At 51.4% G+C, this 18,083-nt stretch carries 15 protein-coding genes; all 15 read left to right on the forward strand.

Annotated features, from left to right (window positions below; all coding sequences use genetic code 11):
- The first annotated feature begins 6 nt into the window (after positions 1-6).
- On the forward strand, positions 7-1,599 hold the full coding sequence (locus tag ACYCS5_RS20130; RefSeq protein ID WP_459760036.1) for a response regulator: 1,593 nt from the start codon (positions 7-9) through the stop codon (positions 1,597-1,599).
- Between the two features lie 123 nt (positions 1,600-1,722).
- Positions 1,723-3,078 carry an ABC transporter substrate-binding protein gene (locus tag ACYCS5_RS20135; protein ID WP_430025267.1) on the forward strand — a complete coding sequence of 452 codons (1,356 nt, stop codon included), beginning with the start codon at positions 1,723-1,725 and terminating at the stop codon, positions 3,076-3,078.
- A gap of 33 nt (positions 3,079-3,111) precedes the next feature.
- Positions 3,112-4,017, forward strand: a complete 906-nt coding sequence (locus ACYCS5_RS20140) for a carbohydrate ABC transporter permease (protein WP_039269383.1) — start codon at positions 3,112-3,114, stop codon at positions 4,015-4,017.
- On the forward strand, positions 4,014-4,940 hold the full coding sequence (locus tag ACYCS5_RS20145) for a carbohydrate ABC transporter permease (protein ID WP_459760037.1): 927 nt from the start codon (positions 4,014-4,016) through the stop codon (positions 4,938-4,940). Before ACYCS5_RS20140 ends, ACYCS5_RS20145 begins: the two co-directional genes overlap by 4 nt.
- A 166-nt stretch (positions 4,941-5,106) precedes the next feature.
- Positions 5,107-6,216 carry a M24 family metallopeptidase gene (locus ACYCS5_RS20150; RefSeq protein WP_459760038.1) on the forward strand — a complete coding sequence of 370 codons (1,110 nt, stop codon included), beginning with the start codon at positions 5,107-5,109 and terminating at the stop codon, positions 6,214-6,216.
- Positions 6,217-6,289: 73 nt separating this feature from the next.
- The gene (locus tag ACYCS5_RS20155; protein ID WP_459760039.1) at positions 6,290-7,813 is read left to right on the forward strand and encodes an Ig domain-containing protein; all 1,524 of its coding nucleotides are present in this window, start codon (positions 6,290-6,292) and stop codon (positions 7,811-7,813) included.
- 46 nt (positions 7,814-7,859) lie between these two features.
- Positions 7,860-9,068, forward strand: a complete 1,209-nt coding sequence (locus tag ACYCS5_RS20160; protein ID WP_459760040.1) for an NAD(P)/FAD-dependent oxidoreductase — start codon at positions 7,860-7,862, stop codon at positions 9,066-9,068.
- Entirely contained in the window at positions 9,065-10,066 is a 1,002-nt protein-coding gene (locus ACYCS5_RS20165; protein ID WP_459760041.1) for a 4-hydroxyproline epimerase, read from the forward strand. The genes ACYCS5_RS20160 and ACYCS5_RS20165 overlap by 4 nt, the downstream gene beginning before the upstream one ends.
- Positions 10,067-10,129: 63 nt before the next feature.
- Positions 10,130-11,017: a dihydrodipicolinate synthase family protein gene (locus tag ACYCS5_RS20170; RefSeq protein ID WP_340884526.1), complete on the forward strand. Its 888-nt coding sequence runs from the start codon at positions 10,130-10,132 to the stop codon at positions 11,015-11,017.
- 15 nt (positions 11,018-11,032) lie between these two features.
- Positions 11,033-12,469 (forward strand): aldehyde dehydrogenase family protein, encoded by a 1,437-nt coding sequence (locus tag ACYCS5_RS20175; RefSeq protein ID WP_340887066.1) that lies wholly within the window; start codon positions 11,033-11,035, stop codon positions 12,467-12,469.
- Positions 12,462-12,776, forward strand: coding sequence for a (2Fe-2S)-binding protein (locus ACYCS5_RS20180; RefSeq protein WP_342445783.1), 315 nt, complete (start codon positions 12,462-12,464; stop codon positions 12,774-12,776). The genes ACYCS5_RS20175 and ACYCS5_RS20180 overlap by 8 nt, the downstream gene beginning before the upstream one ends.
- Complete coding sequence (locus ACYCS5_RS20185; RefSeq protein ID WP_029516055.1) at positions 12,773-13,108, forward strand: (2Fe-2S)-binding protein; 336 nt, start codon at positions 12,773-12,775, stop codon at positions 13,106-13,108. The genes ACYCS5_RS20180 and ACYCS5_RS20185 overlap by 4 nt, the downstream gene beginning before the upstream one ends.
- Positions 13,105-14,328, forward strand: coding sequence for an NAD(P)/FAD-dependent oxidoreductase (locus tag ACYCS5_RS20190; RefSeq protein ID WP_080710665.1), 1,224 nt, complete (start codon positions 13,105-13,107; stop codon positions 14,326-14,328). The genes ACYCS5_RS20185 and ACYCS5_RS20190 overlap by 4 nt, the downstream gene beginning before the upstream one ends.
- Before the next feature lie 60 nt (positions 14,329-14,388).
- Positions 14,389-16,701, forward strand: coding sequence for a glycoside hydrolase family 127 protein (locus tag ACYCS5_RS20195; RefSeq protein ID WP_080658584.1), 2,313 nt, complete (start codon positions 14,389-14,391; stop codon positions 16,699-16,701).
- Between the two features lie 434 nt (positions 16,702-17,135).
- Complete coding sequence (locus ACYCS5_RS20200; RefSeq protein ID WP_459760042.1) at positions 17,136-18,080, forward strand: copper amine oxidase N-terminal domain-containing protein; 945 nt, start codon at positions 17,136-17,138, stop codon at positions 18,078-18,080.
- Positions 18,081-18,083: the final 3 nt, after the last annotated feature.

Here is an 18,083-nt window from a genome sequence, read left to right on the forward strand (position 1 = left end):
AAGGGCATGTACCGGCTGCTGATTGTGGACGACGAATATCATATTCGGGAAGGACTGAAGCTGATGGTGGCGGAAAGTGGCCTGTCAGTGGAAGTCAGTGATGTGGCGGGGGACGGCGCAACGGCATTACGTTTGTATACGGAGCAGCGACCGGACATGGTTTTACTGGATATTAATTTACCGGATATGAGTGGACTGGACGTAGCAAAAACCATTCGGGACAAGGATCAGCAGACCCCGTTATTATTTCTAACAGGGTACGAATCTATGACATATATTCGTCAGGCAGTCTCGCTCCAAGCGGTCGATTATTTGCTTAAGCCGGTGAACAGCGAGGATTTTGAGGCAGCATTGAGTCGGGCTGAGGATCGCATTGCGCAATGGCGAAGAAGCGAGGAGGAAGCGATTCACCGCCATCGTTCATTGGAGCCATTGTACAGGGAGCATCTACTGCTGGATTTGCTCCAGCAGCGGCGTCCTGCAGCCGAGGTCATTCGGGAGATGGACGGGCTGAGATTTTTCGGCGAGACGAGCGGGCCACCTTATACCGTGCTGTGCTGCGAGCTGGAGGAGGCGTCGCAGCAGGAGGCAGCCGCCACTAGCAAGCCATACGGTTCCATGCATAAAAGCAGCCATGTATTCGCCGAGCTGGCTGGGGAGGCTGCGGCAGCAGCCGGGGCGAAGGCGCACAGTGCAGCGGTTTCCCGCGATCGGCGTGTTGTGCTGCTGGCGACGGCATCTTGCAGGGCGGCGGAGCGGGCGGCACAGCAGATTCGGCAGGCCGTGCAGGAACGATTGAGTCAGGGCGTGTCCATCGGGATTAGCCGTCCTGTACAACGGATGGAGCAACTTCCCGAGGCGTATGAGGAAGCCGTGCAAGCGGCGGAGCATCGGGGGTGGGTGGGCTATAGCCAGATCATCCCCTACGAGAGCATTCAGGCGGCCGAGCCAAACAGCAGTCAATTACTGGAGAAGGAACTGCTGATGATTACGGAAATTCGAGCCGGTAATGATGCTGCCGTACATGCGATTTTACAGGAATGGTCAGGACAGTTGGCAGGGTTGCCATTCAAGCAGGTGAAAATGATCGTCACCCAGCTCGTGCTGTTCGTCATGCGGATCGTTCAGAGTGATGCATCTGTAGGACAAACGTCCATGCAGGAGCAGGACCCGTTGCTGGAACTGTCCCGATTACGACATGGGCCCGAGATGGTTGATTATGTATCGCGCTATTTTGTTCGGGTGGGTCGACATGTCCGAGAATCACGCGAGAAGGATATTCCCCGCAAATTCCAACGGGCCAAGGAATGGATTCGGGAGCATCTTCAGGAGGATGGAGGGCTGAACCGTCTGGCAGAGTACATGAATATGAGTCCCAAATATTTGAGTACCCGTTTCAAGCAGGTTACAGGTGAAAGCTTCGCCGACTACCAGACGCGTGTTCGCTTTGAGCGAGCCCGAGAACTGCTGCTGGACCCGAATCGCAAGGTGGCGGAGGTAGCGGAGCTTGTGGGATTCACAGATACGAACTATTTTAGCATTGCCTTTAAAAAGCATACTGGACTGACCCCGACGGAGTTTCGTAAAACATTTTTGTAAACGCGCTGTTAAAAAAATCATACCAAAACAAAGAGAGTCTGGAGTCGTTGGGTGGTCGGCTCTGGGCTCTCGGCGCATAATAGGCTTGTAAGGAGAAACCAGTTCAGGAAGGGGCCGGTTGATTTGCTGAAACGAAGGTTACGAACATGGATAGCTCTCGTGATGACGGTGATGTTGACAGGGCTGACGGCTTGCAGTGGTAGCACTGGCGAACCGGCTAATCCCAATGCGGTCGAACTCAAGTTCATGTACTGGGGAAGCAATGACGAGAAGCAGGCGATGGAAAAAATGATTCAAAGCTTTAATGCATCCCACCCGAACATCTGGGTGAAAGGCGAGCATGTCCCTGGTGACTACACGACGAAAATCAACACGTTAATGGCTGCCAATCAGCTTCCTGACATCGCCTACCTGGGCGATTCCCTCACGATGAAATGGGCAAGTGAAGGCAGACTCCTGGATTTATCCTCTTATTATGGCGAATATCCCGAATTAAAAAACAAGCTCAAATCCTCCTATCTCTACAGTGAACCCGGCAAGTCGATCGGCAATTACACCGCATTGGAAGTGATGCAGTTATTTTACAACAAGGAGTTGTTTACAGAAGCAGGGGTACCCGTCCCTCCGGCTGATCCTCAAAAAGCATGGACATGGGAAGAATTTCTGGAAATTGCCAAAAAGCTAACCAAGGATCAGAACGGCAAGCATCCGGGAGACAGTGGATTTGATCCGAAAAATATTGTGCAGTACGGCTTTGCCTTCGGCAATGACCGCAGCTCCTGGGGACCGCTTTTAGCAAGCAACGGCGGAGGTTTGACTGACAAAACGGGCAAGAAGTACACCCTGAACAGTCCTGAGTCGGTGGAGGTTTTTCAGAAGCTGCAGGATCTGGTGTTCAAGGAGCATGTTTCTCCTGATTTGATCCAGCAGCAGGACATGCCGTCTAATACGATTCGTCTTCAGACGAGGAAGGTCGCGATGGTGGTGGACGGAACCTGGTCCCTGCTTGATTTTTCGAACAACAAGCAGCTGCAATGGAGTATCGGCGTTCTGCCGAAGCTAAAAGAGCCCAAAACGATGATTGTTGCGGGAGCCACGGTCATTTTCCAGAGCACCAAGCACCCAAAAGAAGCGCTCGAATTTTATTTATACCATAACAATCCCGAAAAGGTGGATCTGTTCAAGTCCGGTCTTTGGATGCCTATCGAGGAAAAATATTATACCGATGAGCAGGCTATCCAGTCATGGACGAACAATGCCGCACATCCACCGGAATTTCAAAAGGCTGGCATTGAGTATGCCAGAGATTATGCGATCAAGCCGTCAACTTCGACCCTTCGCAACTGGCCTGATATCGGTTCCAAGCTGACCCCGGGGCTGGATCTAATCTGGACGAACAAGAAGACGCCGCAGCAGGCGCTGGATGAACTGGAACCTATCATTCAGCCATTGCTTCAAGGCGTATACCCGGATGAATAATGCGGCGGGACAGCTGCGAAAGGAGAACAGCCCATGAAGCGACCAAAATCAGGAATGATGCGCATGGAGCGAAACTGGGGTCTGCTATTCGCGCTTCCTGCCATCCTCGGATTAATGATTTTTACAATTGGACCGATCGCGGCCTCGTTCGTATTCAGCTTAACCGATTGGACGATTGGCGGACAGATGACCTTTATTGGATTGGATAATTACCGAACCATTTTGACTGAAGATAATACCTTTTCCCAATCCATGTTCGTGACCACATATTATGCACTGGGCAGCGTACCTCTAGGCTTGGCGGCGGCTTTTATCATTGCGCTGTTATTAAATCAAAAGGTGAAGGGTTTGTCGGTGTTCCGCACGATTTATTATTTACCTACCATTGTACCGAGTATTGCCAACACGATGCTGTGGCTGTGGATGTTCAACCCGGATTTTGGACTGTTAAATTCGCTGCTGGAGGGCGTTGGACTGCCGGGGAGCAAATGGATTTATGATGAGAGCACTGCAATACCCTCGCTGATCATGATGAGCACCTGGGGGATCGGGAACACGGTCATTATCTTTTTGGCGGGACTTCAGTCGGTTCCCACTCATCTGTATGAAGCAGCTGAGGTAGACGGCGGCAATAGGTGGCATAAATTTTTTCACATTACCATTCCTTCGATGACACCAACCATTTTCTTCAATCTGGTCATGTCTTTAATCAGCACCTTTCAGGCCTTCAATCAGGCGTATGTTATGACCAACGGGGGACCTAACAATTCAACGTTGTTCTATGTGTTCTACTTGTGGCGTACGGCCTTTACGGAGACTAAAATCGGCTACGCCTCAGCTCTGGCTTGGATCTTATTTTTCGTCATCATGGTGCTTACCGTCCTGATCTTCTCCACGTCCAAAAAGTGGGTTCACTATGAAGGAGGGGAACGTTCATGAATCAGGTCACTTCTTCTGTCAATTCTTCAGAAACACCACATCATCCGCTTCCACAGCCTGAACGCTCCCGTAGTCCTGCTACCCCCACCCGTTCCAAACCATTCTCAATCAGCCGTGTTGTACTGTATATCGTTTTAATGATAGGCAGTGCGTTAATGCTGTTGCCATTTGTATGGCTCATTCGTAGCTCTCTGATGGGGACATCGCAAATTTTCGTGTTCCCGCCAGAGTGGATACCCTCTCCTTTTCAATGGAGCAATTACCCGGAAGCGCTGACTTCAGTACCGTTCGGCAGGTATTTTATGAATACGTTCATGATTGAGGTGTGTGTGCTGGCAGGAGTGATGTTGACCTCGATTGTGTCGGCGTTTACCTTTGCCCGCCTGCGCTGGCCTGGACGTAATCTGATTTTTTCCCTGCTAATCGGGTCGATGATGTTGCCTTACGCGGTGACGTTGATTCCCACTTTCGTCATGTGGCGTGAGCTGGGCGGGCTGAATACATTTTTGCCACTCATTGTTCCTGCATGGTTCGGTGGAGGGGCATTTAACATCTTCTTGATGCGACAATTCATGCTGACGATTCCACGCGATCTGGACGAAGCGGCTTATATGGACGGAGGTACGCCTCTGACTGTACTATGGCGCGTCATTATTCCTTTATCTTCGCCTGCATTGATCGTGATCGGAATATTTACATTTATTGATGTGTGGAACGATTTTTTGGGCCCGATTATTTACTTAAGTGACGAAAAGCATTTTACGCTCGCGCTGGGGCTGGCGACTTTCCGGGGATTGAACAATACCAACTGGCCTTACCTGATGGCGGCTTCCAGCACGATTTTGGCTCCGATCGTCCTAATATTTTTTATCGGACAACGCTATTTTATCGAAGGCATCACATTGACAGGGATTAAAGGCTAAAGGAAGTTGAGACGCGCTGGTGTGCTTGAAAAAGAGACGGAGGAGTGGGCGCAGGACTTACGGGAAAGCGGCAGCGAGAAAAGCATACATGTGTTCAAAAGCAAGTGGAGGAGTGTGTTCTAAGGCATATGCCTTGAAAAGAGATGTGGAATAAGGAGGCGTACGAGTGAAAGAGGAAGACAGTCAAAAGACAAAACCGTTACAGGGTGTTTCTGGCAGACTGGCCCGGTTACGCTCGGAATTCACGGCTCTAGGGATAGATGCACTGCTTATTACACATGGGCCTAATCGAAGATATATGACCGGATTTACAGGTTCCGCTGGAATTGCGCTTGTTACACAGGAAGAGGCCTTTTTAGTGACGGATTTCCGCTATATGATGCAGGCAACAGATCAGGCAACGGAATATTCAGTGATTCGGCATGAGGCGCAAATCTTCCAGACCATCGCTGATCTCACAAGTAAGTTGGGGGTTCGTAGACTGGGTTTGGAGAGCAGGCATGTCTCACTTCAACAGTCGGGACAGCTTCAAGCCGCGCTGGGCTCGTTGGAGTACGTGCAAACGGAGGATGTAATTGAACGGCTGCGCGATGTGAAAGACGAAGAAGAGATTCGGACCATAAGTGAGGCAACGCGTATTACCGATGCTGCCTTTACGGAGGTGCTGAATTATATTCAGCCTGGGGTCACAGAGCGGCGGATTGCGGCGGAACTGGAATATCAGCTTCGGCTCGCAGGCGCGGAATCAGGCGGTTTTGCGTTCATTGTCGCTTCGGGTGAGCGCTCGGCATTGCCGCACGGACTGGCCAGTGACAAGGAAATTGGTCAGAACGAGTTTGTCACAATGGATTTTGGCGCAAATGTGCGTGGCTATCTATCCGATATCACGCGTACCGTATTCGTCGGCAATCCGTCGGAGCGGCACGAGGAACTGTATGCTATTGTGCTGGAAGCGAATATGACGACGATTGCTGGACTTCGCCCTGGCATGAGCGGTCGGGAGGGAGACAGTCTGGGGCGGGATGTGATTGCCTCCTATGGCTATGGGGAGCAGTTTGGTCACGGGCTGGGCCACGGCTTTGGCTTGGAGATTCATGAGCAGGTACGGCTTTCCCGCGAAAGTAAGTCGGTGCTCGTGCCGGGTCATGTCCTTACTGTGGAACCAGGCATTTATATTCCAGGCTTTGGCGGAGTTCGGATTGAGGACGATGTGCTGATCACAGATGTCGGTGTCAAGGTACTGACCTCTTCCCCTAAGGAGCTGCTTTTATTATAAAACGCAGTGGCGCTATAGGTAACTATCATAGTTTAGTTTGTAAGTCATTCAAAAATGAGATGGAGGGGATCAAATGAACACGCATAAAAGACACACCAAAATATGGCTGACTGCGCTGACGGCTTCTCTCATTGTAGCTTTGACACCAGCTATTCCGGGTCAACAGGCTTATGCCGAGGAAAAATCGGGTGTAAAAGTCGTCGACATTTTTAGCCGGACGGTGAACGATTATGGTATAGATCTGGTTGATTGGCAAGGATATCTGGCGAACCCGTATGTAAAGCTAAAAGTGAAGCCGCCAGTGGATGCTGCTTTTCCGGTGACGGTTACGCTGAATGCGCGGGGCACGTCCCGGCTGATGATGGATCTGCCAAGTACGTTGTCGGCACAAGGAGCAAGCAAAACGTTGACTTTTGCCAATGCACAGGAGGAAAAAGATTTTCGGCTAGCCATCCATCCTGACCGGATTGGAGGAAACGGTGAAATAGAGAATTACACGCTGTCTATGTCTGTTGCTGGAAATGATGGTCACACGACCGCTCAGTCCATTCCGATTCGCGTGTTGGATCAGGACGATAATGAAGAGCCCACAATCCCCCTCCATTTTGACTACAGATTCGATACGATCAAGCCTTATTTCAATGATGCGGCTACCAAAAAAGCCGCAGAGCTGGCGGTAAAGGACTGGTTCTATTTCTTTGATCTGGCTCCTTTCGATGAGGTTCCTGCCAACGCGGAGGTAAACCATCTGCCAGGAGACGACTGGCAAAATGAAATACAGGTGACAAATGATAAGCCCTACAAAGGCATGTGGGTGTTTATGAGAGGGCTGAACGGACCCTATTCTACAGGCTTTCCAGCCACGAACGGCAATTATCATACACGTAACGGTGTGACCGTCCCGGGGAACCTGAACCGTTCCTATAGTTTGATTTTGGATTTCTATGATGATGCGATTCCATTCACATCGGTGGACGATGAAGAATGGTATCAATCCGATCTGTCCAAGGTGACGGATGTGCATGGGCTGATCATGCATGAATTCGGTCATGCGATTGTGTTCAGCGACACATTCCCGGGTGTCAAAGCGCTGAAGGAAGCGGCGGGCAATGACCCTGATATTATGGCTTATCAGCACAGACCGGCTGCATTGGATGACAGCTATCATCTATCTGGAGAGCTCGCAGAAGTCGACAGATTGAGTGGACAAAATGGAGGCTGGCGCCATCTGTTCCCGACCCGGCGCTGGATGAACACGAAGCTTTCGCTACTGGTAGCAGAAAAAGCGGGCTGGCCGCTGCGTAAGGACCTGACTCCTTTCCTCGCGCCAGAAATCATGACGAAGGTATTGCCAGCACCCGTCAAAGGCAAAGCGTACATGGCTAAGCTGGAGGCCAAGGGAGGGGTTCCGTTTTACGATTGGATGGTGACAGGCGGTCAACTGCCCGCAGGGTTCACACTGGACCGTTTTACAGGAACGATTAGCGGAACAGCAGACAGCGGAGCAGGGAACAAGACGTATAACTTCACCGTACAGCTGCGGGATTATGATGAGCTGAGCAAGCCTGTGACACAAAGCTTTACGCTCAAGCTGTAAAGCATACCTCACAAGCAGATTAAAACGGTCGAAGGGAGGGAAGCGAATGAAACATGATGCCGCGGATCTGGTCATTGTAGGCGGCGGAATCATCGGTACAGCCATCGCTTATTATGCAGCTAAGTCCGGTATGAAGGTCTTGCTGGCTGAGCGAGGGGAGATTGCTGGAGGCACTTCGTCCCGTTGTGATGGCAATATATTGGCAATCGATAAAGAGCCCGGATTTGACAGTCGAATGTCGTTGGTATCGCAGGAGCTGGTGGCAGAGCTGGCTAGGGAACTGGAGGATGAGTTTGAGTATCGTGCGCCTGGCAGTATTCTGGTCTGTGAAAACGATCAGGAGATGCAAGCGGCTGAGCAGTGGGTAACCCGTCAGCAGCAGGAAGGACTTCCGTTTCGCATGCTGGATCAGCAGGATTTGCGACAGGAATGGCCGCATTTAGCGAAAGATTTGCCGGGCGGACTGGAGTGCGCGACAGATTCCACTGTGAATCCGGTGTTGATGACGTATGCACTGGCCGAGGCCGCGCGTCGAATGGGAGCCAAGTTATTACCGCGCATGCCGATACAGTCCATCCTTCAGGACGAAAGGGGGAACGTCCGCGGGGTGGAGACGCCTAATGGCGTTATCCATGCAGGTGCAGTGGTATTGGCGGCAGGTGTGTGGACACGCAGCATCGGTCATTCACTCGGTTTGGACCTTCCGATCATGCCGCGCAAAGGACATATACTGGTGTCTGCCCGAATGCCTTCCATTGGGAACCGCAAGGTAATGGAGTTCGGCTATCTGATGAGCAAGTTTGGCGGTCAGCGGTGTGTGGATGAGCTTTATGAAAAATACGGTGTCGCGTTGGTATTCGAGCCAACCGCATCTCAAAACATTCTGATCGGCAGCAGCCGTCAGTTTGTCGGTATGGACACACGTGTCGATCAGCAGGTGATTCGCTTAATCGCCCGCAGAGCCATTCGCTTTTTCCCTGATTTAGCCAATGTACCGCTGATGCGGGCGTATACTGGCTTACGTCCATGGACACCTGATCATTTGCCAATTGTATCAGCGGTGGACGAAGTACCGGGGCTGTTTATCGCTTCTGGCCATGAGGGGGATGGCATTAGTCTTGCGGCGGTTACGGGTAAGCTGGTGACCGAAATGGTACGCGGCGAACCCACTTGCATTCCGGTGGAGCCGCTGCGATATGACCGATTTGGAGAGGTTTTTACCAACCACGAGGTTCACGGGGAGGTAACCGGATGAGCGTAGCGGGCAGAATTACTACGATTGATACCCATACGGGAGGCAATCCGACGCGGACAGTCATCCACGGCGCGCCTAAACTGGTAGGTCGTACGATGCTGGAAAAAATGACTTATATGGCAGCACATCATGATGATTTTCGCCGTTTGCTGATGTTCGAGCCGCGTGGTCATGAGGTGATGTCAGGCTGCATTTTAACAGAACCTTGTCATCCTGATGCAGATATTGGTGTGGTCTTTATAGAGACCGGTGGCTATTTACCGATGTGCGGTCACGATACGATTGGAGTATGTACGGCGCTGATGGAGGGCGGACTGATTGCTGCGGATAAAAAAGCAATATTGCTGGACACTCCGGCAGGCCCGGTTCAAGTGGAACTGGAGGTGGATGCGGGCAAGGTGCGACAAGTAGCGTTCACAAACATCCCTTCTTTTGTGTACCGCCGTGAAGTGGAGATTCAGGTAGAGGGCATCGGGCAAGTCACGCTGGATATTGCGTATGGAGGCAACTTTTACGGCATTGTAGAGGCGGCTTCCATCGGTCTTGCACTGGAGCAGAGCCATGGGGCAAAAATTGTACGAACAGCGGTGCAGATTCGGGAGGCAGTGAATGCGGTTGTTGAGGTCGTGCATCCTGAAAATCCGGTTATTCAAGGATTGACACATATTGAATTTTACGGGGAGCCTGTGGCTCCACAGGCCGATTGCCGCAATGTCGTTGTCATCCCACCGGGAGGTATCGATCGTTCTCCTTGTGGCACAGGAACCTCGGCCAAGGTAGCGGTGTTGCATGCCAAAGGAAAACTGGACTTCAATGAGCCGTTTGTACATGAAAGCATCACAGGTTCCATGTTTCGGGCTAAAATCGTGGGCGAGACGCAGATCGGTCCTTATCCGGCAGTCATCCCACAAATTACAGGTTCGGCTTGGGTGACGGGACATCATCAATTTGTGTTGGATCCTGAGGACCCGCTTAAAGAAGGTTTTTTGCTGATGTGAGCATTTTACATCATTCCCGAATGCTGAATATGAAAATAAAGATCGGAAAGGGTTGGTAAGCATATGGCACGTTTTGAAGGTGTATATGTGGCCTTGGTTACACCGTTCACGGCAGAGCTGGAGGTAGACCATAAGCGTCTGACCGAGCTATGCGAGCATCTGATTGCAAGTGGCATTAGCGGACTGGTTCCTACAGGATCGCTGGGAGAATATGCGGCTTTGTCCCCGGAGGAACGGTCGCAGGTTGTGCATACCGTAATTGACGCTGCGGCAGGGCGTGTCCCGGTTGTTGTCGGCTCGGCGGCTCCGTCCACCAAACAAGCGGTGCATTGGATTCAGCATGCGAAGGATGCTGGGGCTGCGGGTGTCATGGCACTGCCACCCATTAATTACAATCCACTGCCTCATGAGGTAACGGCCCATTATGAAGCATTGTCAAAGGTGGGCTTGCCGATCATTGCGTATAACAACCCCCATGATTACAAGGTTGACTTGACTCCAGATATTCTTGCGGACTTGTCGCGAATTGAAAATATCGTAGCAGTCAAGGAATTTTCCGGTGATGTACGGCGTATTCACGCTATTTTGGACCAGACAGAGCTGGAGGTCATGGTCGGAGTAGATAATCTGGCGATGGAGGGGGCATTGTTCGGCGCGACAGGCTGGATTTCGGGGGTGCCTAATGCGTTGCCCAAGGAAGGGGTAGAGCTGTTCCGACTTGCACAGGCGGGAAATATGGCAGAAGCGTCCGCGTTGTATCGCAGGCTGCTGCCGCTGTTCCACTATGATGCCAGCCCGCAATTGGTACAGTCCATCAAATATATGATGGAGCTGGCTGGATTTCCGGTCGGTCCGACACGTCCGCCCAGACTTGCGCTGCCGCAGGCGGATTATGACCGCATTCGCGAAGCATTTGAGGTGGCGGTTCGTCCGAGCGGGGTTTCATCCTGAATGGAGGTGAAGATGATGGAGAGCCGAAATTGGATCGGTGGTGAGTGGCTGAGCCCTTCCGGCGAGGAATTGGTGGTTCACAATCCTTCGGACTTGAAGGAGGAGGTGGGAGTCGTCCATTTTTCAGAAACGGGCGATATTACACAGGCCGGGGATGCGGCACGGCTGGCTCAGGCGGGCTGGGCTGCTTTAAGTCCCGCAGCGCGGGGAGTTTATCTGTTCAAAGCAGCCGGGTTACTAGAAGCAGCATTACCTGAATTAGCTGAACTGGCCAGCCGTGAGATGGGCAAGCCGATTACCGAGATGCGCGGAGAGGTCATGCGAGGTGTCCATCTGCTCCGCTACTATGCGGCAGAAGGCGTACGTTCCATCGGTACAGTCATTCCTTCGAATGAGCCGGGAGTGCTCCAATACACAAAGCGCATTGCGCTGGGGGTAACGGCTGTCATTACGCCGTGGAATTTTCCGGTAGCTATTCCGCTATGGAAAATCGCCCCTGCACTTTTGTGCGGAAACACGGTCATCTGGAAGCCTGCCGAACATGCTTCATTAACTGCAGTACGGGTCGCCAAGCTATTCGAGGCGGTGCAGCTTCCACCCGGTGTACTGAACTTAGTCATTGGGCAGGGGAACCGTATTGGCGATGCCTTATTGGAGCTTCCGGTACTAGATGCGGTCAGCTTCACGGGTTCCACCGCTACAGGTTTGGGCATTGCCGAGCGATGCGCGCGCCGTAACATGAAATACCAGACCGAGATGGGAGGTAAAAATGCCGCCATTGTGCTGAAAGACGCGGATGTAGCACAGGCGGTGGCGATGATTATCAGCGGAGCTTTACGTTCAGCCGGGCAGAAATGCACGGCCACCAGCCGGGTGATCGTGGAACAGTCCGTCTATGAGACGTTCACGGAAGCCTTACGCCAAGCGGTGGAAAAAATACAGATCGCTCCGGCGCTTGACCCCGGTGCGTATCTTGGACCTGTGGCATCCGCAGGTCAATACGAGAAGGTCATGTCCTATGTATCACTCGCACGTCGGGAAGCTCACATTTTGGCCGAAGGTGGAGCCGCCGCCGGGACAGAGAACGGATATTATGTGCGTCCACTGGTGGCGACTGGACTCAATTCATCCCATCCGTTGATTCAGGAGGAGATTTTTGGACCTGTGTTGGGGGTCGTGCAAGCGGACGACTTCGAGGATGCAATTCGACTGTGCAATGATTCTATTTATGGATTAAGCGCCTCTCTATTCACCCGCGATTTGCGGTTGGCTCATCGGTTTCTGGATGAGGCGAACGCCGGTATGGTTCGGGTTAATCAGGAGACGGCTGGTGTGGAATATCAGGCTCCGTTTGGCGGTCTGAAGCAATCCAGTTCACATACCCGGGAACAGGGCCAGGCGGCGCTGGATTTTTATTCAGCGATTAAAACCTGTGCGATCAGCTATGAGTAAGCGGGTGACGGGACGAAGTGAGACAGTCGGGAGCCCATCAGGTCATTTGCTCATATGTCGCTGTGAAGAAGTGAGTATCGCACAGATGGAGCAGGCTTGCCGCATGGGTATGGACACCGTGCGCCAGCTTAAAATGGCTACGCGGGTGACGATGGGGGCATGTCAGGGTAGGGTATGCCGACAATTGGTGGAGTCATGGTTTTACAATCAGGTTCCTGCTGCCCGCCGGGAGGCGGAGCTGTTATCGCAAAGGCCACCAGTGCGTCCCGTAACGTTCGGGCAGCTGGCAGAGGGAGGTTCTTTATGAGCCGCACGCGTATTGTAAATCATCCTATTTTGGGACCAAAGCCGGAGCGGCGGCAGGTATCTTTCTTTTTTGACGGTCGTCCCATGCAGGGATTGGCTGGAGAACCATTGGCAGCAGCGCTGCTGGCCAGCGGTGTCCGTTTGCTGAGAAGGCATGAGGAATCCGGTACGGCCAGAGGCGTATACTGCGCCATTGGGCATTGTAACGAATGCCGCCTGACGGTTCATCCGTTCGGTACCGTCCGTTCCTGCCTGACCAAGCTGGAAGAAGGTATGGTGGTGGAAACCGGGCGGCAGCTTTCGAATGAAATCACAGGGAGAATTGTGACATGAATGAAATGGCGCATCTTATCGTCATTGGGGCGGGTCCCGCCGGATTGTCCGCAGCGGTATCGGCTGCTGAGCAAGGATTGCCAGTCACGGTACTGGATGAGTTTACAGAGCCGGGTGGACGTATGCCCGGGCAATATCATGAGGAAGGCAGTCAAGGCTGGTGGGTTGGAAAACACGTTTCGGATGAGCTGATTACCCGTTGCGGGGAGCTTGGGGTGGACATTCGCTGCGGCGTTTCCGTGCATGGTATGGAATATACAACAACGTGGGAAATTTCCACTTCCTGTGGATTGTTCACTGCGGATTACGTATTGCTGGCGACTGGAGCTGCCGAAATTCCCGTTCCGCTGGATGGCTGGACGTTACCGGGCGTCATGTCTATCGGGGCCGCACAAGTAATGACTAATGTTCATTACGTTAAGCCGGGGGAACGCGGCATCATCGTAGGCATGAACGTATTGTCGATGGCGATTGCCCGCGAGCTGTCTGTCGCCGGGGTGAAGGTGGCGGCAATTACACTGCCGTGCGCTAATCCGCTGGCTGGTGCGGCGGCAGATCCGACAGCCTCCGCGAAGCTGCTGCTTCAGCTGTCGGGGCTAGCTCCTGCCGCCTGGATGCGTGCAGGCGGCAGGCTGGCAGCGGCGATGCGGATGGAGAAACTCATCGCGTGCTGCTATCCCCACAGAGGCTTCCGTCTGTGGGATATCCCGATCCGGTTGCGGACGGCGGTGCTGTCCGTCAACGGGCAGGACCGGGTCGAATCCGTGACCCTGGTCCACGTCAAACCGGACGGCTCGCCTATCCCTGGCAGCGAGCGCGTCGAACCCGCCGACTTCGTGGCGCTCAGCGGCGGCTTGTACCCGCTCGCTGAGCTGGCGGCGGTAGCTGGGTGCAAATTCGTGTACAGCCCTGAGCTAGGCGGGCATGTTCCACTGCACGGTGAGCGAATGGAAACCTCGCTCAAAGGGCTGTACGTTGCCGGCAATATTACCGGCATCGAAAGCGGGCTGGTCGCGATGGCTCAAGGTCGATTAGCCGCCGCTTCCATGCTGCATGCCGCTGGACTCGGTGGAGCAGGCGGGGAACAGCGGGTGCAGGAGGCGATCCGTGAGGTCCATTTTGCACGTAATCATGCGCTGATTCAGTTTCATCCCGGCATTACAGAGGCGAGAACGCAGCTGTACCAGCAGTGGGGGCAAACCTCTGGCAGTGGCGCGTAACGGCTCGTTATGTTGAATATGCGTTTTTACCCCAAATTTGTCTTAAAGGAGGTACGGAAGATGACTCTTAAAGCAAAGGCTCATATGAAAGCAAGGCCGTTCGCACTGAACGAGGTGGTATTGGCTGAAGGTCCCTTCAAACAGGCGATGGAGCTGAACCGATCTTATCTGTTGGAGCTTGAGCCTGATCGTCTGCTGGCGCGTTTTCGGGAATATGCCGGACTTGCGCCCAAAGCGCCTCAATATGAAGGCTGGGAAGCGATGACTATTTCCGGTCATACACTGGGACATTATTTGTCCGCTTGCTCCATGATGTTTGCTTCGACCGGCGATGAGCGTTTTAAGGAAATTGCACATTACATTACGGATGAACTGGATGTTTGCCAGGCGGCGCATGGTGACGGATATGTATCCGGTATTCCAAGGGGAAAGGAACTTTTTGAAGAGGTGTCTGCTGGAAATATTCGTTCGAAGGGCTTTGACCTGAACGGTGCCTGGGCTCCTTTGTATACACTACACAAGTTGTTCGCTGGTCTGCGTGATGCGTATCATTTGACAGGCTGTGACAAGGCATTAGGTGTAGAGCGCAAACTGGCGGACTGGCTCGAAGGAATTTTGCAGCCGATGAGCGATGAGCAGATGCAGCAGATGATGTTTTGCGAATATGGAGGCATGAATGAGGTATTGGCGGATTTGTATGCGGATACCGGGGAAGAGCGCTACTTGCGGCTGGCTGAATGCTTCTGGCACAAGCTAGTGCTGGACCCGCTTAGCTCACAGGAGGATTGCTTACAGGGTATTCATGCCAATACACAGATTCCGAAGCTGATCGGGCTTGCCAAGGAATATGAGCTCACGAATGATACGAAGCGTCGGGAGACGGTGGAGTTTTTTTGGGAGCGGGTGGTGGATCATCATTCGTATGTCATTGGCGGGAATAGCTTTGGAGAATATTTTGGAGCGCCGGATGGCTTGAATGATCGCATCGGACCGCATACGACGGAGACGTGCAACACCTATAACATGCTCAAGCTGACAAATCATCTGTTTCAATGGAATGTTTCCGCCAAGGAAGCCGACTTTTATGAGCGAGGTCTATTCAATCATATTTTGGCCTCGCAGGACCCGGTTCACGGGGGCGTTACGTATTTTCTGTCACTGGCCATGGGTGGGCACAAGCATTTTGAAAGCAAATTTGATGATTTTACGTGCTGTGTCGGCACAGGGATGGAAAACCATGCGAGCTACGGCAGCGGTATTTATTTTCACGATCACGATAAGCTGTATGTCAATCAGTTCATTGCTTCCACGCTGGAATGGAAGGACAGAGGCGTTACGCTAAAACAAAACACTTCCTATCCAGATACAGATCATACGACGCTGGAGATTCAATGCGATCAACCTGCCTCATTTACGCTACTCATCCGCTATCCATATTGGGCTGAAAAAGGAATTACCATTCGTGTAAATGGCAAAGAACAGTCGGTTGTATCGGAACCGGGCAGCTTCATCTCTATCGCCAGAACGTGGATTGACGGGGATGTTGTAGAGGTGACGATTCCGATGTCGCTGAGGCTGGAGCAGATGCCGGATAATCCGGATCGGGCGGCTGTTATGTATGGACCGTTGGTGCTGGCAGGCGACCTTGGACCCTTAGAAGATCCTAAAGCCAAGGATTTCCTCTATACACCGGTATTTATCCCTCAAACGGAAAAGCTGGATGCCTGGATACAGTCTGTAGAGGATAAGACGAATACGTTCCGTACCTTGAATGCAGGGCATCCTCGGGATGTGGAATTGTCTCCTCTGTATAAAATGCATGATCGTACGTATTCCGTATATTGGGATATTTTTACGAAGGAAGCGTGGCAGGAGGCGGAACAGGAATACACAGCGGCACGCGAAAAGCTGGCGATTCTGGAGCAGTGTACGATTGATTTTGCCCAACCCGGAGAAATGCAGCCGGAGCGGAATCATAACTTCCAGGGAGATGCTTCGACTCGCACTGGATATGTGAATAACCGACCTTATCGGAATGCGGGAATTGACGGCTGGTTTTCTTTTGATTTGAATACAGATCCATCTGCTCCGATGCTGTTGGTTATTACCTACACGGCTACGCTGGAAATGCCAAACTGTGGTTTTGATATTTTGATTAACGGTCATCCGCTTGAGCATTTTAGTGAAGGTTTTGATGAAGCCGATAAATTTTACAACGTGAATGCCGCTATTCCGGCTGCATATCTGGAGGGTAAGGATCAGGCGACAGTGACCTTCAAAGCCAAGCCGGGACAGCGTATCCGCAGATGTTTTGGGCTGAGGATGGTCTATGAGCAACTCTATCAAGCTGGAAGTTCAGGTATACATGAATGATCTTTGAAATGTTTCGTGAGAAAAAGTAACGTTTGATTTTTCGTCCGGTATGATTTATGATGTAAGAAATATTGGATGATGCTGGAATAATCCATATGATGGTATAAGCTGATATATTCATAGTTTTGTTGCGCGTGAAGCACACGGGCTGTTTCTTCCTTCATAGGGGAGAGGCAGCCCTTTTTTGTTGGGATTTTCAGAAATATAACTTTTTTAAGAGTCAGTTCTATGATTTAAGGGGGAGGATTGCTCAATAGAGTCTATTTGTTTGGAATGCTTTGTATTAGAAGTTTTTCTTATAGATTTTGTAAGAGGGAAACCCTATAATATATAAGTTGTATCCAGTATTTTCCGAAAGTGGGGATGCGATAAGTTTATGAAATTAGAGATGATATACATAGTTTAAAGTTTAAGCTGACAAAGGGGATAGAGAGATGAGTATGAAAAAATGGATGTTGAGTTTGACCGCAGTCACGTTACTATGGGGCGCGACAAGTACGATTCCAACGACGGAGGCGGCAAGCAGCACCAAGCCCATTGAAGTCTTGTTAAACGCGAAAAAAATACAGTTTCCAGATGCTAAACCTTTTCAGGATAGTAACGATTATGTGATGGTTCCGATTCGTTTTGTATCCGAAGCGCTAGGGGCTAAAGTAGGCTGGGAGAAAACAGGCGGTCAATTGGCTGTGTCGATTAAAAATGATGCCCATGCTGTTAACATGACAGTGGGTCAAAACACCGCTACCGTGGATGGGCAGACCAAAACGTATGAAACGAAGATTATTTTGAAGCAAAACCGTACTTTTGTGCCGCTGCGGTTGGTAAGTGAGGGTCTGGGGCAAACGGTGGAGTGGGATAAGGTCAGTCGCTGGGTCTGGATTGGAAAGAAGGAAATTGCTGCGCTGGAGGATACGGGGCATCAGGCGGTGAGTATTGAGCCGTATAAGAAGGCGATTGGCACAATTCCCAACCTCATTAATGATGTTGCAGGCAAGCCATACGAAAAAATAGTGATCTTCAAGCAATCTGATTTGCCTATTAAGCTACTGAACGATATTTATTCTGTTGAACCTTTCACGGCGCATAGCGGCGTACCATATCTCCAAATAAGGGTAAAAACGAAGTCTACAGCAGGCAGCATTTTTTTCATAACCAAATACAATGATACCCGTCTTCGCACTCCTTTTAGAGCAATGACAAAAGACAATGGGGATGGTACAAAGATGATCTATTACCCAATTTATTCGTCTGGAGACGAACTCTTTCAAGGCATAAAAAATTATAAATCTTTTAAACTCCAAGACATTGACTATATTGCATTCGGATTAGCGTCAAGGGAGTATATTCCGATGATGGTGAACCCATGGAAAGGTAATTAAACG

The sequence above is a fragment of the Paenibacillus sp. SEL3 genome (genome assembly GCF_054602585.1).

Excerpts from the sequence above, each read along its gene's own strand:
- ACYCS5_RS20130 (WP_459760036.1), top strand. The coding sequence starts at position 7 with ATGTACCGGCTGCTGATTGTGGACGACGAATATCATATTCGGGAAGGA.
- ACYCS5_RS20140 (WP_039269383.1), top strand. The coding sequence starts at position 3,112 with ATGAAGCGACCAAAATCAGGAATGATGCGCATGGAGCGAAACTGGGGT.
- ACYCS5_RS20145 (WP_459760037.1), top strand. The coding sequence starts at position 4,014 with ATGAATCAGGTCACTTCTTCTGTCAATTCTTCAGAAACACCACATCAT.
- ACYCS5_RS20155 (WP_459760039.1), top strand. The coding sequence starts at position 6,290 with ATGAACACGCATAAAAGACACACCAAAATATGGCTGACTGCGCTGACG.
- ACYCS5_RS20160 (WP_459760040.1), top strand. The coding sequence starts at position 7,860 with ATGAAACATGATGCCGCGGATCTGGTCATTGTAGGCGGCGGAATCATC.
- ACYCS5_RS20165 (WP_459760041.1), top strand. The coding sequence starts at position 9,065 with ATGAGCGTAGCGGGCAGAATTACTACGATTGATACCCATACGGGAGGC.
- ACYCS5_RS20170 (WP_340884526.1), top strand. The coding sequence starts at position 10,130 with ATGGCACGTTTTGAAGGTGTATATGTGGCCTTGGTTACACCGTTCACG.
- ACYCS5_RS20175 (WP_340887066.1), top strand. The coding sequence starts at position 11,033 with ATGGAGAGCCGAAATTGGATCGGTGGTGAGTGGCTGAGCCCTTCCGGC.
- ACYCS5_RS20180 (WP_342445783.1), top strand. The coding sequence starts at position 12,462 with ATGAGTAAGCGGGTGACGGGACGAAGTGAGACAGTCGGGAGCCCATCA.
- ACYCS5_RS20185 (WP_029516055.1), top strand. The coding sequence starts at position 12,773 with ATGAGCCGCACGCGTATTGTAAATCATCCTATTTTGGGACCAAAGCCG.
- ACYCS5_RS20190 (WP_080710665.1), top strand. The coding sequence starts at position 13,105 with ATGAATGAAATGGCGCATCTTATCGTCATTGGGGCGGGTCCCGCCGGA.
- ACYCS5_RS20195 (WP_080658584.1), top strand. The coding sequence starts at position 14,389 with ATGACTCTTAAAGCAAAGGCTCATATGAAAGCAAGGCCGTTCGCACTG.
- ACYCS5_RS20200 (WP_459760042.1), top strand. The coding sequence starts at position 17,136 with ATGAGTATGAAAAAATGGATGTTGAGTTTGACCGCAGTCACGTTACTA.